The organism is Paenibacillus mobilis (assembly GCF_058267595.1).
In genome coordinates this window covers 25,702-50,360 of the sequence record NZ_JBZCMS010000014.1, presented here as the reverse complement: position 1 = coordinate 50,360, position 24,659 = coordinate 25,702, and the positions used below count along the sequence as shown (strand labels likewise).

The window sequence follows — 24,659 nt, the reverse complement described above, 5'->3', positions numbered from 1 at the left end:
TTTTGATAAAAGTGAGAGTTTAGTTTGGTGTTACCTTCTTTCGGTCCAATAAATAATTTGGGCTAATCCTTTCCAATTTTCATGCATCACCTTCTTGACATATTACCGTGTGCTTTTTCATTTTAACTACACAACATTTAATAGTAGTTCTAGAGTGTACTCTTTCTGCTGAATTATTTCATATGAGATTTTCTTTTTCATAAAATCTGCATCCACTAACGTTGTATCAAATTCTCCTTCGTCACCAAATGGGTTTATCCCAATTTTTTTGAAAACGTCAAACGCATACCTGTCATATTTTCTACCTAACCAGTCAGATGATAATTTTGTTTCGTCAATTTGTGTGATAATTGTTTGAATATTTTTTTTCTCAAGTTGCTCTAAAATTAATTCTTCTGACATTCCCCACAAAGGTGACTTAAGTTTCATACCTACACACTCTGTCAATTCCTTATTAATTTTATAGGCTAATAAATCATAGATAGAACCAGTAACTAGATATTTCGCTCCTTGTTCAGCATACTTTTCTAATATTTTTTCGAAGTGATACAGATCTTTGATTGATTTTCTCCCTCCCCTGTACAGCTCTAAGGGAATCTCCATAGCCATTGCTTGTTTACGAATTAGATCTGTTCTTAATGCATTGTCGTATCCATCAGTATCATCAATATAATGAATTAAGGCTAAGGGTTTACCATATTCCATTGCAATAGACATTGCGGCAGCTATATCTTTACCACCACTAAATAGAGAAACAAATAGCCCTTCTTCGGTGAATGTTTGCAATTCTTTTTGATCTACATTCATCCTTTAAATTTCCCCTTTCCTTAGTTCACAAAAATAAAAAAGAGAGCTTCTTAACGAAGCTCTTGGTTAGTCTTGTTGAAACATCGACTTCTGTATCGTTATCTTTAAAAAACATTATTCTTTAACTAATTTCTAAAAATTCGTAAGTTATGATACTTTTACACCTAACCGTTAATTAATTTAATCCTCTTTATTAGTAAATAAAACATTAGCTATACATTTAAGCCTTCTACTTTAGTTATTACATAATCTATCAGTGAACCCAACGTCGAAAAGTCTGATAAAATTAACATATCATCATCGAATTCAATACCATATTCTTTTTCTAAAGCTACTATAATTTTGATAAATGTAATGGAGTCTAAGCTTTCTGATACAATACTATCAATTGTTATATCTCTATCTTGAACGACGCTCTCAATAATTGTTAGAATTTGTTCTTTCATTATTAAACATCTCCCTTAAAATTATCAATATGGTATAAAAATTTTTGGCCAAATGCGTTTTTAGTACCAGCACAAAATAATGCATTAATCATAGTAATAAATTACTTAATTACCAATTAAATGTGATTGTTTCTTGTCCCATTAATACTTAGTTTCCTGTTATTGTTAATTCCCCTTACTATTTCGTAAATACTACGAGACTTCATTAATGTCTTAATGTCTATTTTATATCCCACTTGGTTCAACCTATTTACAATAAGCATTACACTTATTGAATTTGCCCCAAGATCAAATATATTGTCGTTCATTCCAATTTGATCTACTTTGAAGAGATTTTTAATTATATCCGTGACGATAACCTCTAACTTTGTTTTAGGCTCGATATATCTCTCTTCACTTTTCGGAAATAATGCAGGCAGAGATTGTTTATCAACCTTGCCATTTTTCGTTAAGGGTATCTTTTCTATTTGGCCTATACGTGTTGGTATCATGTAACTTGGCAGAGATATGGCGAGATCAGCTTTAAGCTCAAATATGTTTATCTTTTTTTCACTTACTAAATATACATACATCTCCTTTTCCCCATTTTCATCGCTTCTGGCAATTACGGTACAATCCTGGATTGTCTCTATTTTCCTTAGAGTACTCTCGATCTCTCCCAATTCAATGCGTAGACCCCTGATTTTAACCTGTTCGTCTATTCGTCCGAGGTACTCGATATTCCCGTCCGGAAGCCATCTCCCCAAGTCCCCTGTTCGGTACATCTTTCCTTCTCCGTACGGATTCTGAACAAATTTCTCTGCAGTTAACTCAGGCTGGTTCAGATAACCATCGGTAACGCCCTCACCACAAATATTTATCTCCCCTTTGACACCGATCCCGCAGAGGTTGCCATTAGCCATTATATAAATTTGTTTATTGTTCAACGGTTTGCCAATCGGCAGCATGCCTTGGTCTATATTGTGGCTTTCCACCAGGTAGGCAGTGGCTATCCCCGAATCTTCTGTGGCCCCGTACCCGTTCACTATTTCTGCATGACAGTGTTGAGAACTCATATAATCCCTTATTTTTTCATATGCGAGTACCTCTCCAACTAGATAGACTTTCCTTAAAGATTTCAAACTACGGTATCCCTTCGACTGATCTCCCAAAAGCAAGGCATAAAACGCACTCGCTGCGCAGTTTATCATCGTTATGCCCTGTTTTTCGATGTAGGTAATGGTCTGAACCGCGTCATATGCACGATCATTTCCAGTAAAGCATATGGTCCCCCCTTGGATATGCGGGCCGAATATATTCCTCTGAGTTAAGTCGAAGCCTAGTGATGCAGTCAGTATCACTTTTGCGTTTTGCTGTATCTCGAACCTGTTTACATACCAGGTTATTAAATTCATAACCTGTTTATGGCGTACCGGGATTCCTTTCGGCTGCCCTGTTGTTCCCGACGTGTACGTACAATAAATCAAATCGTTAGTTGTGTTGATCCTTTCCAGATTCGTTGACTCTCCCGTATAGGTCTCGTTTTCTCCTAAATTCAGTACCAATTTTGCTGTATTGACTTGTGCCTGATGTACCAGCACCACTTTAGGATTGCAGTCCTCTAGAATCCGCTGTATTCGTTCTTCCGGGTATCCTGCATCGATTGGGACATAAGCGCCTCCTGCTTTCAGGATCCCATAGATTCCTATAATCATTTCAATACTTCGTTCTGTGACCATGGCGACAAAGTCATTAGGCTGAACACCCCGTTTTCTTAACTTTCTCGCTAGTTGGTTCGCTTTTCGATTCAGTTCTGCGTACGTTATGGTCTCATCCTCACATACCACTGCATTATGGTCCGGACTGACTTTTACCTGATCTTCAAACAACTCAATTATTGTTCTATCTCTAGGGTACTCTGCATACGTAGCGTTAAATTCACTGAGGATTTTTTGACGTTCGTTCTCTTTGACCATTTCAATTTCGGCAACTTTAGATTCAGGTGCTATGGCCATTTTCTCTATTACATTTTCAAAATGTGAAAGTATCCTTTTTATTTCTTCTTTACAATATATATTTGGGGCATACTTAACTCCCAAACGCAATATCTCTCCTCTGATTGCAGCAGTTACGCTTAGCGGATAATTAGTTTGATCTCTTGTTTGCCATAAAGATATTTTTAGACTATCTCTGCCAACTTTTAATCTTTGCTCATCTACATAATAGTTCTCAAAAACAAAAATTGTTTTTATTAGATCCCCTTTTTGTTTAGTGCTGTTTTGAATTTCTGCAAGAGAGCAATATTCATAATTTTTCCCCTCAATACTCTGGTTCTTAAGCTCATTTAATAACGTTCTAATTGTCATGTTTTCACTGGATTTTACTCGTAGTGGAATGGTATTGATGCATAAGCCAACCATATTCTCTATTCCTTTTAGAGGCGCTTCCCTACCCGACACTACTTTCCCAAATATGACATCATTCGTATAATTGTATTTTTGGAGTACAATTCCCCACGCAGCCTCAACAAAGTTATTTATCGTAACATTATTTGATCTCGCTACTTCTGTGATTTTTCGAGTGATTTTCGCGGGAATAATCAACTCCTCACGCTCAACTTGCATATCTGTTTTTTTAGGCTTTCCTTGTGCATGGAATTCAGTAATATTTTCATAACCCTCAATTAATTCTTTCCAATAATCCAAAGCAACATCTTTATCTTGAGTATTTAACCAGTTTACATATGCGCTAAAATCGGTCGTTGTATTCCTTTCTTTCTCTATTTTATTTTCTAATTCTTCTATACTAATATCTTGTTTTAAGAGTCCATAGTAATTCAGAAAATCGCCAATAATAAAAGACGTACACCACCCATCTAATATGATGTGGTGGGACGTCCAAACCAGGTAACTTCTCTCTGGGGAAGTGATATTGATATAAGTAACTCTTAACAGGGGGTCCTTCTGTAAATCAAAATTTCTGATTATATCTTTTTGTAATATTTGATTCAATTCCTCATTATAACTCTCATGGTTTCCCAATTCGATCTTGGTAAATTCAATTTCTCGATCATTTAATATTACTTGCCTAGGCTTAGATATTTTTTCATAAATTATGCTTGTTCTTAACACTGGGTATTTTTTTCCCAGTAGATGCAATGATTTTTTAATAAGAATCTCACTCGGAATTTCTTCTAACAAGTAAACGTCTTGAGAAATATAGCTTGTTGATTCATTATCAGCCAAACGATGGTATAGCATCCCTTCTTGCAATGGAGTTAAAGAATATATATCTTGTATCATACTAGTTTTCTCGTTAATCACTTTAATCCTCCTTGGTACACAGAATTGAGTATCTCCAAATAATCGTCAGTTTCCAAGTCACTTGCGCTCCAGTCTGAAGCTGTGTTTACTCTATGATCTAATGAAATACAGAGGCGTATGATTTCTATAACACTTTCTTTATAAAATTCAGATAATAACCCCACCCCCCATTTGGAATAATTCGCCTTATTGAACTTAATATAGAAATTTAATTGGTCGTTTATAGTTTCTCCATTAAACCGGATTGGTTCTTTGTAGTGATTTCGCGATGAATAGTTTTCTCCCACAGGCAACTGTTCACTTTGTCCCTTTTGTTCTGCATCCATTTCACCCATGTAGTTGAACAATATACTAACTTCTAGCTCTTCTGCTTTAAGTAAACCGAATCCCATTCCATAATTTGGTACTTTCCGTAGCATCTCTTTTGTATTGACGATGGTTTCCTCAATATCTCCGCTACTTTCTATTATTATTGGATATTCACTTGTAAACCAGCCTACCGTCCTGTCGATGTCTACTTTCTTATGAATATTCTCTCTTCCATGGCCCTCTAACATAACCGATACGTTCATTTGCCCTGTTAATTTTTTCACTGCTATCCCTAGCCCCGCTAACAGTAGATCATTAATGGCTGTATTGTACGCCTTCCCCGCCCTATACAATAATTGTTCGGTTAAGTCCTTTTCGAACTCTATCCTTATTGTTTCATATCCATGCTCTCCGGTCTCTTCAAATGGAACTACTCCGTCTTTCATTCTTCTACTTACTTCTTCCCAGTAAGGTCTTTCTTTTGCAAGTTGTTTGCTACCTCGGTATTCTTCCAAGGCTTCTGCCCAGGCCTTAAACGATGCCGTTTTCTTCGGTAACTTAATGTCCTTCCCGGCTTCCGCTTGTTTGAGCCCACTGAGGATATCCTCGGTAAGTATCCTCCATGAAACACCATCAATAACCAGGTGATGAATACAAATAAACAGATACTTCCCTTGGTCTGTACTTATTTTTGCTACTTTCATCAAGGGACCGTTTTCAAGACAGATGCTTTGTTGTATCCGTGTACATTCCTGCTCAACTGCAACTCTATATTCTCCACCCTGAATTTCTATTTCTTCATAATCATAAAGTTTGCTCTCAACAATACTTAATATCTCAAGAGTGTTTCCCCGATATACCGATCGTAATATATCATGGTGTTCTACTACCGCCCTAAGCGCTTTCTTTATTACCTGCGTACTCTCCGTCTCCAGTTTCATAATCATCGCTTGATTATAATGATGGGGGTCCGCATAGTTACTTATTTCAAAATCCCTAATAATCGGTGTGGAGATCACCTTTCCCGTCACTTCTCCTTGATCATATCGATTGACTTCCGTTTGCACCATTTCTAAAGCTATCGCTTTAACGGTGTTCTTCCTCATGATATCTCTTACGCTTATTTCGTATCCGGCTTCCCTTACTTTCGATACCATGCGTATCGATTTTATCGAGTCGCCTCCCAGTTCAAAGAAGCTATCCGTTATTCCTACCCGTTCTGCACCAAGAATGTCGCAAAAAACTTTGCTCAAGATTACTTCTTCCTCAGTTTGAGGCGCTACATATTCTCGCTCACTTTTATTCTCTATTTCTGGTAGGGCTTTTCGATCCAATTTTCCACTTCTTGTCACCGGGATCTGCGAAATCTGCGAAATGTATGCTGGTATCATGTAGTCTGGCAGCCGTGCTCCAAGCGCTTCTCTTATCTCCGCTATATGGATGTCTTTTTCGCTAACGATATATGCATATATCGCTTTGTCACCTTGAGTGTCCATTTTTGCAATAACTGCACAGTCCTTCGCTTGGGGAATTTGTCGAATCACACTCTCGATTTCTCCAAGTTCTATTCGGTGACCTCGTATTTTTACTTGTTCATCTATTCTGCCCAGATATTCAATTATTCCACCAGGTAGCCATCTCCCAAGATCTCCTGTTCGATACATTTTCCCGGCCTCAAACGGATTATCAACAAACTTCTCGGTTGTCAGCTCCGGCTTGTTTAAATAACCTCGGGCTACTCCTGCTCCTGCAATACAAAGTTCTCCAGGAACTCCGATTCCACATAAATCATCATTTTCATTAACCACATAAAACCTCGTGTTGGCTATTGGTCTTCCAATGGGAATATTCGTTACACTTTCGCCTTTATAGGTATAGCTCGAAGCATTAACTGTTATTTCCGTGGGCCCATACGTGTTAATGACTTCCCGGCCTCCAACCCATCTTTGTAAAACTTCTGCATTTGCAGCTTCTCCACTTGAATCAAGAATGCGCAAATCCGGAAATTCCTCGGGATTCAATTCGCGAATCATGACAGGTGTAAGAGATGCCACGGTTATTTTATTTTCACGGCAACACCTTTCAATGGCAGCTGGGGTTCGAGCATCATCTCTTGAAATCAGACATAGTGTGCCTCCCAGAGTAAGAATATTAAAAATATCCCATACCGATTGGTCAAATATATAATTGGCAAAGAGTAACACTCGATCCTGTGATGTCAAATTATATATTTGGGTATATGCAACAAGTAAATTATGCAATCCTTGGTGCTCAATTAAAACTCCCTTGGGGTTACCCGTTGTACCGGAAGTATAAATGCTATAGGCCAAGTCGGATGCTGTATTTACCCTTTTTAAATTTTCTGTTAACCCTGTAAATATCTCTTTTTCGCCCAAATGGATGACTGGAATCGTTGTCTTTATTTCTGCTTCATATAACAGCACTGCCCGGGGTTTGCAATCCTCCAGAATATAATTAATTCTTTCGTCTGGAAAATCAGGGTCTATAGGTACATAAGCACCTCCTGCTTTTAGCACAGCATAGATTCCAATGATCATCTCTACGCTACGTTCCGTGATCATGGCAACCAAGTCATTCGGTTGGACACCGTGATGTCGTAACTTCCTAGCCAGCTGGTTTGCTTTCTTGTTAAGCTCTGCATAGGTTACTTTCTCTTTCCCATAGATCACAGCAATGCTCTCAGGTGTCTTCTTTACCTGTTCTTCAAACAACTCAACTATGGTCTTATCTTTCAAGTATTCAACATGAGTATCGTTGAATTCATTTAGTATTTTTTGGCGTTCACCGTTTGTAATCATTTTTATTTCCTTAATCTTCAAATCCCTAGAATTACCTAACTGTTCAAGGATTGCAAGAAAATGATTTACCATTAAACTGGCTGTTTCTTTTCTCATTAAATCAACACAGTATGATAATGATACATCGAAATTATTGTCTAACTCATAAATATTAAATTCAAAATCAAACTTTGTTTGTTGCTCTTCTAATTCAAACTCTTCAACTATTATCTTGTCTGATCTCATTCTAAATTTTTCATTATTTTGGACCGTTAGCATTACATCAAACAGTGGATTCCTCGACATGTCCCTCGTTACGTCCACTGCATCCACTAACTCTTCAAACGGATATTCCTGATTCTCATAGGCCTTTAAGCATTTCTCTTTGATTTCTTCTAGAAATACTTCATAAACCTTATTCCCTTCGGGAGCTCCTCGCATGGCAAGCGTATTCACAAACATCCCTAACATACCTTCCGTATCTTGATGCGTTCGTGCACTGATCGGACTTCCTATGACGATGTCCTCTTGTCTGCTGTACTTGCTCAGCAACACCATCACTGCCGACAAAAAGACCATGTATTCCGTTGCCCCGGTTTCTCTTGCCAGCTTCTTTATCTGTTCCCCAAGTTCCTTCCCCGTTTCTACATTTACTCTTGCCCCCCGGAAACTCTGCTCTGGGGATCTTCGATAGTCGGTCGGTATATCCAGCACCGGGATCTCACCACTAAACTCGCTGACCCAGTACTCCTGCTGAACGGTTAGATCTCTGCCAGCCATCCATTCACTATAGTCTTTATATTGATGAGTAAGCGTTTCCAAATTCCCGCCGGTATACATTGTGAACAGTTCTTTTTTAAATAGTTCTTCACTCATTCCGTCGCTTACTATATGATGCTTGTCTAGCATCAACAAATAGTAACTCTCTCTTTTTACTAGCTTCGCTCGCATTAATGGCGCTTTTCCTAAATCAAATGGTCGTACAAACTGTTGTATAATCTCCTCTTCTGATGTTTCCCTGTCCTCCGTATACTCATAATCCGACTGTACTTCCTTTCGAATTCGTTGCACCGGATCCCCGTTGTCAACTACAAATTCTGTTCGCAATATCTCATGACGATCCAACATGCCCTGTACGGCGGCTGCCATCTTGTCAGGCTGTACATCTCCTGTCAATTTCATTATTCTCGGCATGTTATAGGCCAAGCCAACATTGTCCATTTGGCATAAAAGATACGTCCGCTTTTGCGTCGATGACATCGGATAGTACTCTTTGTGTTCTGCTTTCGGAATCGGTTCGTAGTGTTGATCCTTTTGCACTTCAATTTTGGCGCTTAATCCTTTAATTGTTGGGCTACTGAAGATCTCTTTTACCCCCAGTCTAACCCCCGTCTCCGCTTCGATTCGATTAATTACTCTGATGGCCCTCAAGGAATGTCCACCAAGTTCAAAAAACCCATCGGTAATGCCTACCTGTTCCACATTCAGAACTTCTTCATAGATTCGGCACAAGATCTCTTCCCGTTCATTCCGAGGGGCTTCGTACTCTTTCCCACTACTAGCCTCTAAAACGGGTAAAGCTCTCTTATCTAGCTTGCCATTGGCTGTGATGGGGAGACGTTCAATCTGTCCCCAGTATGATGGAATCATATAATCCGGTAAGGATTTACCCAATATGTCTCTCATGTCGGATATCTTTATTGGTTCGCTGCTTACCAAATAAGCATAGATTGCTTTTTCCCCGTTCCCATCCTCTCTCGCGATTACGGCACAATCCTGGATTGTCTCTATTTTCCTTAGGGTACTCTCGATCTCCCCCAATTCAATGCGTAGACCCCTGATTTTAACCTGTTCGTCTATTCGTCCGAGGTACTCGATATTCCCGTCCGGAAGCCATCTCCCCAAGTCCCCTGTTCGGTACATCTTTCCTTCTCCGTACGGATTCTCGACAAACTTCTCTGTGGTTAGTTGAGCATTATTAAGATAACCATTCGTTACCCCTTCACCGCAAATACATAATTCTCCCACAACACCTATACCACACATTTCGTCTCCATCAAATATATATAACTTTTTGTTGCTCAAGGGTTTTCCAATTGGAACAACTGAGCGATTCTTATCTATCCCGCTTATAGTATATGAAGAAACGCATCCGGAATCTTCTGAAGCACCATACACATTCGTAATCTTTGTATCAGGTTTTGATTTCACGAAATGCTCTATTTTCGCATATAACAATGATTCTCCACCTAAAAAAATCTTTTTTAAAGATTCTAATTTCTCAAAATTTGTATTTTCATTTATATAAAGAAGTGAATAAAACATACTAGCAGCACAGCTCAGCATTGTTATATTCTTTTTACAGATATAGTTTGTTATTCTCCAGACGTCGAATTCTCTACCATTTCCACATGCATATACTGTGGCACCTGTTAAATGTGGACTAAAAATACTTCTTTGCGTTAAATCAAAACTTAAAGATGATATTAGAATTACCTTCTCTTCCTCTGTTAACTTAAAACGCTCTTTATACCATAAAAATAAACTGAGAACATTTTTATATTGTACTGGAATTCCTTTAGGTCTACCTGTTGTCCCTGAAGTATACATACAGTAAATCAAGTCTTCCGGCTTATTCACTTTTATTAGATTACTTGATCCTTCACTACAAATATCTTTACTATTAATATTTACTACAGGTAATTCTGTATCAATTTCAGCATTATGTAACAGGAGGACCGAGGCTTTACAATCCTCAAGTATATAATGAATTCTTTCAGTAGGAAAATCAGGATCAATTGGGACGTAGGCTCCTCCCGCTTTAAGTATTCCGTATATACCTATGAACATTTCAATGCTACGCTCAGAACAGATCGCCACAAAATCATTCGGCTTGACGCCAAGTTCCCTTAACTTTCTTGCTAACTGATTAGCTTTAGCATTTAGCTCTAAATAAGATATTTTCTCATCTTCAAACATTACAGCAATATTTTCTGGAGTTTTACTGACTTGCTCTTCGAATAAATCTACTAGAGTTTTATCTCTTGGATAGTTAACATCAGTATCATTAAATTCAAAGAGTATCTTTTTTCGTTCCTCCTCTGTAATGACTCCTATTTGAAAAAGTTTAATTTCACTGTTTTCTAGAATTTGCTTAAATATCTCTATATAATGCTTCGCTAATCTTTGAATAGTCTCTGCTTCATAAAATGAAGTGCAATACTCTATTTCTAATTTATATTCTTCCCATTTTTTAGAAACACGAAATAACAGCCCTAATTTTGAATATCTTAAAGCGTATTTGTCGCTTTTTTCAGCTTTATTCATATTTATTTCATTCTTATATTCAAACATTGCATCAAAAAGTGAATCTTCAGATGAATCTGTGATAACATCCACTGAATCCACTACTCTGATACAAGGATATTGTTGTGTAAAAGATCTTGAATATTCTTTTTCTACCTCTTCAAGAAATACACTATAGATTTTCTCTCTTGTAGGTGTTCCTTTTACGGGAATTATATTAGCGAACCCTTCAACAAATAAATCTTCATTTGTTGTATTAGTTCTAGTAGCTGGAGAGAAATAACCTAAATTTATGTTTTCTTGTGGATAATACCGACTTAAAAGCACCATAGCAACTGACAAAAAGATGGCAGATTCCGAAGTTTGTTTTCCCAATTTCTTATTTTTTATTTTCTCTAAGTGGTCTTTCTCTATCCGGAACTCACTAGTTTCACAAAGGCTAATTTGGTCTTTCTTTAGATGACAATTTAACGACATGCTCGAAAAAAGATTATCCTGACTACCATCATTAGACATTAATTTATCGCTGTTAGATGACTGACTCACACTCTTTTTGTCTGTTATTTCTCTCGAATCCAAATTACTTTTTGAATTGTCCATTATAAACCCTCCATTTAGTAATAAGAGTATTATTGGATTTTAATAAAATAATTCTTGTTGATTTTTTTAATCTTCTGAGATCAAACTAGCATTCCACGGTTGTCTTGGTTATTTATAAAACACTTAGGAATAATTTCAGTTCTTAATTCATGCCCACACTTCTTTATAGTACTAATAGCTAAAATATCCATAGTGTCAAAACACTGATAGTTCTCAGAAGTAATATCATAAAATCCAGAAAGTTCTGTGCAAGCTATGAGAAAAGTACAGCCGTTAACCCGAGTATTTATTCGTTCAAGCAAATTAATAAATAAATTACGTAGGTTTTTGTGGGTAAATCCGCTCTTAATTTTCATGATTAAATTCGATATTTCCATTTGTTCGCTATCATTTGGATAACATACGGCACTTTCTTTTATACTCCTATCGTATATTTTTGAATGAGAAACTCCTTCAGTACCTAAAATGAAAACTTTTCTATCACAATTAAATTTGTCAAGAAATATTCCTGTCTCTTCTATCATATTTAAAAATATCATATCAGATGAATAAACAAACTCATTTGAAAAATAATGAGCAGTATTGCATGGTATGACAACAAAATTAACTCCAATTTTTGATAATTGAGAGAAACAATAATTTATTTCAGCAACCGGTGACTTTCCATTGTTCAATATTGCTTTTGTACGATCCGGAATATAAGAAGCGTTTAAAACACAAACACTAATATGCTCTTGATCGTTGTTAGCCGCAGTATACCGGATGACTCTATTCACGAAATCACATGTTGCTAATGGACCCATACCTCCTATGACACCTAGCTGGAACATGTACAATCCCCTTTCTTCACTCGTAAAGTAGAACCGATTCCCTTATATAGTTCATGAACTTATCTATCGCAGACTTAATGATTCCTAGTCCTTCATTTAATTCTTCTGTACTTATTATCAAAGGAGGTAATATTTTCAAAACATCATCATTTCTACCTGCTCTTTCTATAATGAGATTGTTCATAAAACAATTTGTGGCAACATTCATACAAATATCTTTAGATCCCGCTTTAGAAAAATCAATACCATGAATTAAACCCACTCCTCTATGTTCGAGAACTGGGTAAGAAGATAATATTTCATCTCTAATATAGTTGGCAATATACTTCTCTTTTTCCTTAACAGTATCAAGTAAATTGGTGTTGTACATATATTCTAAAGCAGCAGTTGCCCCTACAAATGCAAGTTGGTTACCTCGGAAGGTTCCATTATGTTCTCCCGGAGCAAACACATCATATTCAGGCTTCAACAGTACCATTGACATTGGTAATCCTGAACCACTTATTGACTTTGAGATCGTTATTAAATCAGGAACAATATTTGCCCTTTCGAATGAAAAAAAGGCACCCGTTCTCCCACATCCAGTTTGTATTTCGTCACATATCATTAAGATATCATACTTGTCGCATAACTCTCTTAATCTTTGTAACCAGTTAACATCGGCAACTACCACACCACCTTCGGCTTGTACAGTTTCAAGGATGATGGCAGCTGGTTTTTCGATACCAGAATGACTATCTCGAAGTATATTTTCAATGTATCCGATAGTATCAAACGTTGTATTAAAGCCAAAAGGGAAAGGCATAAACACTACGTCATTTAATGGTAAGCCAGCTCCTGCTCTCTTTTGTAAGTTACTTGTGAGTGATAAACTTCCGAGCGACATCCCATGAAATCCACCTGAAAATGAAAATACGGAGGTTCTTTTTTTTACTTTTCTAGCTATCTTTATTGCTGCTTCAACAGCATTTGTCCCTGTTGGCCCACAAAACATGAACTTGTAATTTAAATTCTTAGGTTTTAAAATGATCTCAGAAAAGGTTTCAATAAAATCTCGTTTGGGTACCGTGGCCATGTCAAGTGCATGAATAATCCCGTTGTTTTCTATATATTTAATAATTCGTTTAACAATAAAATCATTATTATGTCCATAGTTTAATGCACCTGCTCCAGCAAAAAAATCAAGATACCTGTTTCCTTGTTCGTCAAACATGCAACTCATCTTTGCACTAGAGAATATCGCCGGAAAGCTCCTGCTGTAACTACGAACGTTGGACTCCAATTCGTCAAATACGGACACAAGAAATCACTCCTAGTTTTTATTCGCTTCTACGTAACTATTTTTTCTTTGTGAAAGAAAGTGCAAAAATATGCATATTCTCACATTCAGGCAGTTCTATTCTTTTTATCATTTTGTCAGTTGCAAGAAAGTAATTGTTGATATATAGGTAACAAGATTCAGTAAAATCTTTTAAATAATTTTCATCAATAATGGATTTTTCACATTCTATACTTTCTTTAGAACTTTGCCTCTTTAAAACAACAGGAGTCCAGTCATTTAATTCAACTAACACTCTTTCATACGACTCATCCACATAGATAATCTTAAAATAATCTTTAAAGTCTCCCCATTCTGAGCATCCAAGAATTGAAAACTGTACATAATAATTGTTTTCTATATTTATTACCTGTCGTGCACATGAAATATTATCAAACTCTCCTTTTTTATTGCTAGAAATATCAAATTTAGTATCAAGTGAGGAAAGCAAACTTTCCTTAGGAAAGGATTCATGAATAATACATTCGCCAATTCCATTAAAATCGGCATTATCATTCAACTCGTTTTTTTTACCAATCCCAATATTATTGAAGTATTCTGACAAATCTAAACATATTGTTTCTCCAAATTCTACTTCTGCATGATATTTATTCTTCACAGACAACGATTTTTGTTGAATGGTGTTGATAATTTCTTGAATTAACAGTATTTGATCGTCTGCTATGGAATTTATTCTTCTAGAAAGCGCTTCCGAAATTTTATGAAAGTCTTTAGCAAAAACCATTTTCAAAAGCATAAAACGAATCATTTCCCACTTTTCCGAAATCACTTTCATCTCATCAGCTAATCTAGAAAATGCACCTTCATGTTTCGGGTACCACTCATCAAATTTATAAAGTAGTATACAAAAACGGAACATATTATGAACCATAACCTTCAATGACTGATTTAAGTAAATATTTTCATGTATTTCATCCATTGAATAATTATCAATGTGTTCGAAATTTCTAATTTCACAAGTAATATCAAAATTCTGTTTAATTTTTTTAGAAAGGTCCTTCAAAGAATTTAAGTAAATATCATTAACTAGTCCTTTTAGAGCATCATTCAATAGACTAATAGGCTCGATGTACTGGTAATTATGATCAACTGAGAAAGCTCTAAAAGAAATATAACCTTTTCTTAGATCATCCTCTGGTAGGTAAACGTTTGTCTTATTGTAGTATGGATCTAAACATTTAAATGCTTTTTTAGTTTCGTCGTATTGAACCAAAAAAAGGGCGTGCGCGCCCGTATCAATTTCATTAAATCTCCAATCCCAAGGACAATTAAAACCTTTTATAGTTACGCATATAGGAATATTTTGATTTACTAATTCAATCATTTTTGTTAAGTCTGAATTAAAATGATTACTGTATTTAGCTGTCTTAATACCCGTGAATTTCTCCAAAGATTCGCAAATGTCGAAACTAGTTATAAAGCTATTCCCAATCCCTTTAGACATATCATTAGAAAATCCATTTTCAAGTGCTAAAAAATACATCCTTTCATAATCAATTCCCATATGAGATGCAAACGTTGCTATGCAATCGTCGAAACAAAAAGAAGCAGCTACGTTACCTGACAAGCGCGGGACTTGTCTTATCTTCATATCTGGAGGTATAATATTACTTTTCATGGAATTTAATCACCCTTTTCTATAAGAGGATCTTTCACATCATCAGCATAATATTGAGCCTGTGCATTCCACAACTCAAAATACTTACCCTCAGTATTTTTAATTAGTTCGTAATGAGAACCAAATTGGATAATCCGTCCATTGTGGAAAACTGCAATTGAATCGCAAAAACGACATGAGGACAGTCTATGTGAAACATATAATGATGTTTTTCGACCTATTAAATCATTAAATTTAGAATATACTTCAAATTCTGAAATTGGATCCAAGGCAGCAGTTGGTTCGTCTAATATAACAATTGGTGCATCCTTATAAATGGCACGAGCTAGAGCAACTTTTTGTTCTTCACCTCCAGATAAATCTACCCCATCCTCTTCAATGTTTTTACGAATAGATTGTTCCAATTGCATAGGAAACTTTCTAACCCTGTCTCCAATTCCAGCTAAATCGAGCGATTCCCATACATCTGCTTCATCATAGTTTTTCGATGCCGATACATTTTGTCCAATGCTAAATGAAAGCAACTGGAAATCCTGAAACACTACAGAGAAAAGTTTTGTGTAGGATTCATAATCAAATTTTTGTATATCATCTCCATTAAGTGTTATATATCCTGAATCAGGACTATAAAATCGACATAACAACTTTATCATTGTTGTTTTACCTGACCCATTTAATCCAACAATTGCTGTCCGAGTATTCTTTTTAATCTTTAATGACAAGTTGTTCAGAGCATTTTTATCGCTTGTTGGGTACCGGAAACTGACATTGTGGAATTCAATTTCCCAATCAGTATTATTTATCTCAGGAATTTTTTCTCCTCGTTGTATTTCGTTGGGTAAATCAATAAATTCAAATAATAAAACAAGATAATTATTATTACTTCTGATCTTCGTAAGAGATTCAGAAAGGTTTCCTAGTGAGGTAACCAATCTAATTATTGCAGCATAGCTACTCGTGACACTTCCAAGACTAATTGTTCCAGTAAGAGCTTTAAGACCGATAAATATATATATAGCGCCCCCCATTAATGCGGATAATATTGAATTTATACCGATGTATTTTTGCTGTAGCCTATGTGTTCCATTTACAATTCTCAACCAAGGCCTTCTTCCTTTAGCAAGCATCTCATTATAGATAAGGTTCCTTTGATCAAAAATTCTTACATCTTTCCCAGCTTGATCATCCTCCAGGTAAAAATTGTTGTAATACTCCAAATAACCATTATTTTTAGCCCCATCTTGATACAATTGAAATACTTTTTTATTTATTGTTTTAGTATTCTTCACTGTCAGTACTAAGCAGACTATTAAAGCAACTGTTAGTAAAACTGTAAACCACATTGAATTGACAAATCCAACTAAACCATTTTGTTCAGAAATTACTACTGCTGATGTAGCAGTAATTGCACCAAATGAAACAATAATTGCAATAATCACCGATAAAGAATTTTCAACGATTGATTCTTCTAATCGAACTATTGCATTAATTCCACCATCGGTCGCAAACATGTCACTCATAATTTTTTCCCTCAGCTCTGTAATCTTAGGATCTTCTAATTTCGCAAAATCCATTGTTAGTTTTTTATTGTTCAGAAAATTCTCAAATTCAGTATGGAACATACTATCCAATACTTCTATTCTCTTTGATAATAGTGCACTACTAAGATTCATTAGAAGTGTTCCACCTGCAGTAACACTCACATAATAAAAAAGTGTTGTGAGATCTCTGTCTCCGACTAATTCATCAATAATTACGGCTAACATATATATTGAAATGTAAGGAGTAAACGCATTCAAAATAGATCTAATTAGAGTAAACTCTAACAATCCAGGAGCAAGTTGCTTGATAATAATGCATCCACGCTTTATGTGTTGAAGATCATCTATAATACTCCTCTTCTTACTCATACGTTGTTTTTCTCCTTTGTGTTCTCTTTGTAGTATTGGCTTTGAATATCAAAAATCTCCTTGTATCTTTCTCCCAATTTCATGAGTTCAGAATGCGATCCGGACTCTTTTATTTGTCCCCCATCTAATAGTATTATTTTGTCACAAAATCTGGTTGAGGAAAGTCTATGGGAGATAAATATGGAAGTTCTATTTGAAGTAAGTTCGTTATATTTAAGATACATATTATTCTCCGCGATTGGATCAAGCGCTGCTGTAGGTTCATCTAGAATAATCAATGGAGCATTCTTATATAATGCTCGAGCTAGAATTAGTTTTTGGTTTTCTCCTCCCGAAAGTTCTACACCATTTTGGGTGACAGAGGGAATTAGATTTGTCTGAAACCCTTCCGGAAGACTTTCAATTTTCTCTTTGATGCCTGCTAAATTTGCACAATCATTAAGTTTTTCCCAGTTTATATCTTCATGCGAGCAAAAAGTTATATTTTGAGCAATACTAACAGGAAGCAAGCATACATTCTGAAAGACTGCCGTAATAAGCTTGTAATATTCATCTCGATTAAAATCTCGGATATCTGTTCCGTTAATTAAAATACGTCCAGATACCGGTTCGATTAAACCACATATCAACTTTACTAATGTTGTTTTGCCAGCACCGTTAGTACCGACAATGGCTAGCCGTTCTCCTTTAGTAATTTTGTAACTAATATTTTTCAGAGTATATTGATCATTACTTTCATATTTATAACTAACGTTATCAAGTACGATTTCAACAGGTTCTTCAAAAGATGGTAACGGAGCTCCTTTACCACGCTTCATTTTATCTTCAAGATCCATTAACACTCGATAATCATCAACCTTATAATTAGCAGTTGATAGTTTGCCAATTCTTGTTACTATGTTTTCAAGCCATAAACCAAACCCAGCAATAGCTCCAAAATAAAGAGCAAATCCCCCTATAGTCATGCTTCCATTTATAACGTTCCAAATTAGATATATATAAGCGCCACCATTTCGAATAAATACAATAAACGCTTCTACCAGTAGTTGAATATAACGCTTAGAGGCTATCTTTTTCTGCCAGTTGTACTTCTCCTTCATAAATCGATCTGCCATATCATTAATCCAATGCTTCATATGAAAGATTCGTATATCCTTCGCTACAGAACTATCACTCGTGTTATAAAAAACGTAATCGAGTCTTCGATCAATCTTCGCACGATCATCCTTTGATTTATGTTCCCATTTTTCAATAAACAGTACAACAAACGTATCAATTACATAACTAAGAATAAGTATTAAAATTATGACTGGATTTAACAACATCAGGATCGCAAAAAATGAGAAAAAACCAAAAATATTCTTTATTAATTCTACAAAATGAGGGTAAAACGAAGCCATGTTAACAAGAACATTTCTATTTAAGGCTAAATGTGATTTCTCTATTTTTACTTTTCCTGCAGAGGATGCAAAATTTAAGTAATCCATATCTACAATTTTCCAAGTTTTATTCATGTAAAAATGTAAGTTCCAAATTTTTACAGAATTTATTAGTATACCTTGTTCTGTGTAGTAACTTATAAATAATAGAATCATCATTGCAAGTGTTAAGACGCTTATTTGTGTAAAAAATTCATTTACTGGTAAAGAACTTTCTATTGCATCTATTACTATCTTAGGAAGCCAAATACCTAAAAGTGATACTGCAATTGCTGAAGGGATCGCAATAAATGGAATAATGACTCCCTTTTTCTCAAAATTCCATTGTTCACGAATCATAAAAATCAAATTGCTTATAAAACCGTAAGTATTTTTCTGATTATCCTTCACAATAAGAAACCTCCAGGGTAATTATTTCTTAGTCTAATAACAGCAGTAAATTTCGATTTCATTTAGTAATCGCTTTCAGGGAAACCCAAAAACTCTTTGTAGTAAAACAACTCTAATTGCATAAGTTATGTAAATGTATTTAATTTTTTATCCTAATACTTATATTTCAAACAGTCAATGAGTCAGCTAAATCGCTTACTTTGAGTAAACGATTATAACCCCCCATATTATATATAGTTTGTAAAGCAAATTTACCGAATTCCCAAACTTCAGCTGTATCTTCTAACTACCTCAATTAAGACATACTTTCGCCCTTTCACTATTAAGTGAATAGACTACGAAATAAATAGCTAAATTCACTTAGTTAAATCATACCTAACTAAAGAAGCGTATCATTTTTTTTAATAAAACATATTATTCGCTTCTGTGGATGTGTTAACGAATAATAAATATGTTCAGTTCTCGTCCCACTTCCTCTCCATTGTAGTCATAATTAATATTTATCTAACAGCATGAGAGCATTCTCAGCTAACGCTACAAAATTTATATTCGAAATATGTTGTGGAAAATCATTAATTCTAGCGCACACCGATAATTTATACTTTTCATCAATTAAGTATTGTTTGAAGTAACTAGCATCATAATTATTGCTTTTTATAAATTCAATTCTAATCTCTTCTTCAGTACATAAAAAAAAGAACTGATCTAGTGGAAATGATAGACCTTGTCCCGTATATTTAATATAGCTTTCTTTTAATGTCCATAAGCTATAGAAATAATTTAGTTTCTCATTCTCTGGCTTGTTTTGCAAGTTTACATTTTCAGATATAGAAAAAATCCGTTCTGCAATACTTAAGTCAATTGGTGCAATTTGCTCAATATCAATTCCTACAGGAGATTGATCAAGTATACATGCAACCCAACTACCTGAATGAGCGATATTATAATAAAACGGATCACCTTTAATAAAAGGCTTTCCAAAATCGTTATAGTAGAATTCAATTTCATTATTTTTTAATCTCGTCTTTTCCACTATTAATGTTCTTATAAGAAGTTCCCCTGCAAGAGACCTTATAAAATCTTCTCGTTTTCTCAACCTGTTTATTTTATCACTTTTTTCCTTGCTTAGTAGCGATAATGCTTTTCTTAAAGTCTCATCTTTAGGGAAGGGTTCAATATTTAGGCTAAATATCTCCACTTGCGATTCCCCCCAGCTATTGTTGCGAATAGTTGTTTTCATTTAAAACTTCAATACCAATTTCAATTAGCTTCTCCTGCCCTAGAATCTCAATTGCTAGTTTGGCACGCCTCTTCCTTTTGTCTATTTTTTTAATTTTTTCCTCTTGTCCAACTAATGGACCAGAAACAATTTTTACTGCTTCTGACCTTAAATTAAAAGTTGAATACTCCATAATATCATTAATTGGATTAAGAACCATCAGAATAGGAGTCATATCTTCTGCAGGTATTGGTTTAAAAAAAACATCTTCATCCTGATACGGTTCTGTATAATTCAAATCAATTTTATTTGAATAATTTAATACTGAATAGACTCCAACAACAGATTTAAGAGAATAATACGTTTTAAAATCTATTTTCAATTTTATAAAAACATAACCTGGAAACATAACTTTGATAACATCAAACATATAGCCATTTCTTTTTTCTGGAACCTTCCTTTTTGGAACACAACATTTACATTCTTTTATATTAAGATGTCTAATTATTAGTTTTTTGACTAACTCTTCTTCCCCTGTTTTAACCTGAAGTGCGTACCATTTCAATGTCATTCCTCCAATCATAGACATAGCTTCGCCCTTTCATGTATAGATAACTCTATACATTACTGATAATATATGTAACAAAACATTGATCTAACGTGCCTAAACATCGATTAGTTTTTATTTTGTTTTTTCCAAAAATAACCTTAATACATATCATAACGCAAAAAAGTTCTAGATCAATACTCCTCTGTTAAATTGGATTATTTCTGTATAATATTAGGTTTTGTGTACAAACCTAAGCAAGCCTCCCCATTATAGAAGCGAGTGTTAAAAGACGATAGTTCTTCACTTTATTGAAGAACTCAATTAAGTTCCTTCGTTGTAAACTTCTTCTTCCCATTTTCTTTGCTTCTTCCGATTTTTTTACTTGGAATAACCGGAGTCGCGGTCTGTTCCTGAAGATCTTCAGATTACGGTTGCTGTCATATAATATTCCGGTAAATCCCGCCAGAGTACCCCTGCTCGTGCTACCTAGCATGGCATTAGCATCTGGCGATGATCGTTCGGGGATCTCCCTCTTTGTGGTTCCTTTCTCCCGGCGGCAGGTCTTTAATTTTGTCCCATTGGTCGTCTCGATTTTCGTATCGTCTCAGCATAAATCTATTACCAATTTTAAAAAAAGTATACTTGGATTCACGCCTAGGTTAAAGATGAATAATAAATTAAATATAAGGAATATGATGACAAATTTTCGAAGTTTTGAGATAATAGATTTACAATTTCATACACTATAAGACATCGACTGCTCATCTTGGTTGTAAAGATTTTCTTTAGGAAATTTATAATATCCGATTGAATAATTGTTAAACGTGAGAATATGAGAGGGATGTTTATGAGTATTACTCTAAGTTCAATAATAAAACAAGAGGTTCTTAATGCAGGAGCAGTATTTCAGTGTCATTTACCACAAGGAAATTACATTTTAATGAAGACAAGTCATCCAATGACCGCTTATTATCAAAATTCAAAGGTTAAGGTATTAAGTGGTTCCACTATGTTTGGCAGTAATTTTATTATAGAAAATTGTTCTCAAAATATTGCTCAAATTACAGGTGTGAAATTCAAAACAACTTCCTGCCAAAATGTATTATATCCACCTTTATATATTTTTTCTTCTACCCCAGTGCCAGTTAATAAGTTGTTTCAACTAATAGCTACTTGTGAATGTCCAAATCGTTTAGTTCATCAAGTTAATCAGATTGTAAAACAATTAGAATGTCATCTTGATAAGCTCAACCATGTAAAAAATAGGAATAATAAACAGATACTTACCGGAGAAATAGATCCCCGACTAATCAAAGTATATCGGTACATACGAGAAAATTATAACCTTCCACTAACTCTACAACAATTAGCAGATATAATTAGCTGCAATCCAGTTTATTTAAGTAATATGTATTCTAAAGTGTTTAATAAGTCTCCTGTTCAACATATACAAAGTCTGCGAATGGATTGTGCTAAGAAATTATTAACAAATACCCATGAATCAGTCTTAGAAATTGCACATAAGTTAGGTTACGTTTCAAGCTCGCAATTTTCTTCTTTATTTAAAAAACATTTTAATATTTCCCCTACTAAGTTTCGCATTAGTAATCATATAAATGAGTTTCAAAAGGAGAATTAAAATTGAATGTACAGGAATGCACTTCGCTAGTTATTAACAAAATTTCAGAACTATTAAATGTACAAAGTGATCTTGGCTATGATGAAGTACTAAGTAACTATGGGCTAAATTCACTTAAAACAATCAAACTATTGGTAGAACTAGAGGATATATTCCAAATCCATTATAAAGATGAGGAACTACTATTTGAAAATTTCAAAACAATCCGAATCATTGTGGAAAGATTAATGTGCAAACATTCTTAATTAAGTTTGGATCAACCTAATAATCAGTGCTTGATTGTAGTCCAATATCCGTTGTCGGTTGCATTTGATGAGAATGAGTACCCGCTTTATAGCGATTACGATTTGTATAAAGTAGTGACGCGATGAAAGGCTTTAATATGATTATGATGGACCATCGGCATTTGTATTTCATCTGCCCAGTTACGCATGGTTTTAAGCGTACTCCGAACAGTCTCATGATTGTGATTGCCTTGTTCGTACCAACGCTCAAATCCAAGCTTCACAATAGCAATGTTAGGGCCACAGTCATACCAAGTGATAAACGCTTCTTTCTTTCCCTTACGCTACGCAAAAGCGGGGAGGGGGAGTTTAGCAATGTTTCTAATCCTTTCTGATGTCTTCATCCAGCGACTCCACTAGAGGATTCTGAATCCGATGTCCAAGCTCCGGATTCAAAAGTAGAGATTCCGGATGACTTTGGGAATACGCTCGCTACTCCTCTAGCTTTCGACCTGTTCACTCGCACTCGACCAGGATCAATTTGTTATGATGCACTGTACGGTACTAGTTGGAGTTGCATCCGAGCGCTCTGAGCGGCTGTCGATCCTAACGCTTGTTCAACAAATGGGATTGAAAGAGCATGCTATAGAACTGTTGGTGCCCACAAATTCGTAAGTCCAACAAACCCCAATTCGCAACGTTTAGAGAACGTTCCGATGAACGGGATGCAAGCCGTTGCTTCCCTTACGAATTGATTTGATTTACAAACCGGGTGCTTCCCTATAAAGATACTGAAAATTACAATGAGATATACTCTTACGTCGATGCAAGATTTGATTATATGGCTGAAAAACGGTAGGAAAAATTTTATATGAACCTATCCTAAATGAATTAAATTTAATTAATATAGATACTGATTCAGGGGACTTTAAAGAAAATATCGTTGCTTTTAAAGATGGTTTTAACAAAGAACGATTGGCTTCCTACGATTCTAATGTTGAAAAGGCCATGATAGCAGATAAGGATGTAACACTTGATAGCAATTTACAAGATCAATTTAGAGATTTATTAGGGCGTGTATGCAAACTATAAATTTCTTCTAGATGGGTAATAGTTTGTATGATGAGAAGATACGAAATTCGTGACGACCAATGGGACAAAATTAAAGACCTGATGCCGCCGGAAAGAAAACCACAAGGAGGGAGACCCCCGAACGATCATCGCAAGATGCTAAACGCCATGCTTTGGATCGCACGAACCGGTGCGCCATGGCGAGATTTACCGGAATATTACGGCTCCTGGTCAACGGTTTACAGCCGTTTTCGCCGCTGGCAAAAGGCTGGTATTTGGGATCGGATTTTAGAGCATGTGTCCATTGAACCCGACTGGGAAAGTGTGATGATTGACGCAACCATCGTCCGTGTCCACCAGCATGGAGCAGGCGCAAAAGGGGGGCCTTCAAGCAAGCCATTGGGCGTTCCAGGGGTGGACTAACGACTAAAATCCATGCGATCGTAGATGCCCTTGGGAACCCGCTTCGCTTTCAGTTGACAGCTGGGCAGCGCCATGATGCTGTAATCGGCTACGAGATGCTCAAACAAATGGATCTCACAGAGAAACAAGTCTTAGCCGACCGAGCTTATGATTCCAATCGAATTTTGAAGCTTCTGCAGGAACAATCCGCTACTCCAGTCATCCCAAGCAAGAAAAATCGCCGAAAGCCAAGAAAATGGGATAAAGAAATTTACAAAGAACAGCATTTAATTGAGTGTTTTTTCAATAAAGTGAAGAACTACCGTCGCTTGGCGACTCGTTTTGATAAAAGGGCAGAAGCTTTTATGGCATTTTTAACCCTAGCTTCAATCATGGTATGGCTTGCTTAGGTTTGCATACACGCCCTAGCAAAAAAAGATTATAAAGGAGTTACATTTAA

General features: G+C 35.6%; 14 protein-coding genes. 3 read left to right on the top strand and 11 right to left on the bottom strand.

Annotation, left to right across the window (positions count from 1 at the left end; translation table 11 throughout):
• Positions 1 to 126: 126 nt before the first annotated feature.
• The 11 genes from AC3ZPD_RS20220 to loaP form a co-directional block, all read right to left on the bottom strand.
• Positions 127 to 807 carry a hypothetical protein gene (locus tag AC3ZPD_RS20220; protein WP_490986083.1) on the bottom strand — a complete coding sequence of 227 codons (681 nt, stop codon included), beginning with the start codon at positions 805 to 807 and terminating at the stop codon, positions 127 to 129.
• A gap of 212 nt (positions 808 to 1,019) precedes the next feature.
• Positions 1,020 to 1,253, bottom strand: coding sequence for an acyl carrier protein (locus AC3ZPD_RS20215; RefSeq protein ID WP_490986082.1), 234 nt, complete (start codon positions 1,251 to 1,253; stop codon positions 1,020 to 1,022).
• A gap of 116 nt (positions 1,254 to 1,369) precedes the next feature.
• Positions 1,370 to 4,555: a non-ribosomal peptide synthetase gene (locus tag AC3ZPD_RS20210; protein ID WP_490986081.1), complete on the bottom strand. Its 3,186-nt coding sequence runs from the start codon at positions 4,553 to 4,555 to the stop codon at positions 1,370 to 1,372.
• Complete coding sequence (locus AC3ZPD_RS20205) at positions 4,552 to 11,568, bottom strand: amino acid adenylation domain-containing protein (protein ID WP_490986080.1); 7,017 nt, start codon at positions 11,566 to 11,568, stop codon at positions 4,552 to 4,554. The genes AC3ZPD_RS20210 and AC3ZPD_RS20205 overlap by 4 nt, the downstream gene beginning before the upstream one ends.
• Before the next feature lie 80 nt (positions 11,569 to 11,648).
• On the bottom strand, positions 11,649 to 12,398 hold the full coding sequence (locus AC3ZPD_RS20200) for an aspartate/glutamate racemase family protein (RefSeq protein ID WP_490986079.1): 750 nt from the start codon (positions 12,396 to 12,398) through the stop codon (positions 11,649 to 11,651).
• 16 nt (positions 12,399 to 12,414) lie between these two features.
• Complete coding sequence (gene ectB, locus AC3ZPD_RS20195) at positions 12,415 to 13,698, bottom strand: diaminobutyrate--2-oxoglutarate transaminase (RefSeq protein ID WP_490986078.1); 1,284 nt, start codon at positions 13,696 to 13,698, stop codon at positions 12,415 to 12,417.
• 37 nt (positions 13,699 to 13,735) lie between these two features.
• A complete protein-coding gene (locus tag AC3ZPD_RS20190; protein WP_490986077.1) occupies positions 13,736 to 15,355 on the bottom strand; it encodes a C39 family peptidase in 1,620 nt (539 codons plus the stop codon).
• Positions 15,356 to 15,360: 5 nt separating this feature from the next.
• Positions 15,361 to 17,265 (bottom strand): ABC transporter ATP-binding protein, encoded by a 1,905-nt coding sequence (locus AC3ZPD_RS20185; RefSeq protein ID WP_490986076.1) that lies wholly within the window; start codon positions 17,263 to 17,265, stop codon positions 15,361 to 15,363.
• On the bottom strand, positions 17,262 to 19,094 hold the full coding sequence (locus AC3ZPD_RS20180) for an ABC transporter ATP-binding protein (RefSeq protein WP_490986075.1): 1,833 nt from the start codon (positions 19,092 to 19,094) through the stop codon (positions 17,262 to 17,264). The genes AC3ZPD_RS20185 and AC3ZPD_RS20180 overlap by 4 nt, the downstream gene beginning before the upstream one ends.
• 493 nt (positions 19,095 to 19,587) lie before the next feature.
• Positions 19,588 to 20,292: a 4'-phosphopantetheinyl transferase family protein gene (locus tag AC3ZPD_RS20175; protein ID WP_490986074.1), complete on the bottom strand. Its 705-nt coding sequence runs from the start codon at positions 20,290 to 20,292 to the stop codon at positions 19,588 to 19,590.
• Between the two features lie 16 nt (positions 20,293 to 20,308).
• On the bottom strand, positions 20,309 to 20,878 hold the full coding sequence (gene loaP / locus AC3ZPD_RS20170) for an antiterminator LoaP (RefSeq protein ID WP_490986073.1): 570 nt from the start codon (positions 20,876 to 20,878) through the stop codon (positions 20,309 to 20,311).
• An 832-nt stretch (positions 20,879 to 21,710) separates the two neighbouring features.
• Here loaP and AC3ZPD_RS20165 point away from each other — a divergent pair.
• The 3 genes from AC3ZPD_RS20165 (at position 21,711) to AC3ZPD_RS20155 (ending at position 24,609) form a co-directional block, all read left to right on the top strand.
• Positions 21,711 to 22,502, top strand: a complete 792-nt coding sequence (locus tag AC3ZPD_RS20165) for a helix-turn-helix transcriptional regulator (RefSeq protein WP_490986072.1) — start codon at positions 21,711 to 21,713, stop codon at positions 22,500 to 22,502.
• Between the two features lie 2 nt (positions 22,503 to 22,504).
• Positions 22,505 to 22,747, top strand: a complete 243-nt coding sequence (locus AC3ZPD_RS20160; protein WP_490986071.1) for an acyl carrier protein — start codon at positions 22,505 to 22,507, stop codon at positions 22,745 to 22,747.
• Positions 22,748 to 23,848: 1,101 nt separating this feature from the next.
• Positions 23,849 to 24,609 (top strand): IS5 family transposase gene (locus AC3ZPD_RS20155; RefSeq protein ID WP_490986123.1). Its coding sequence is split into 2 segments (ribosomal slippage): positions 23,849 to 24,188 and positions 24,188 to 24,609, totalling 762 coding nucleotides; the frame shifts between segments, so codons are not numbered across the junction.
• Positions 24,610 to 24,659: the final 50 nt, after the last annotated feature.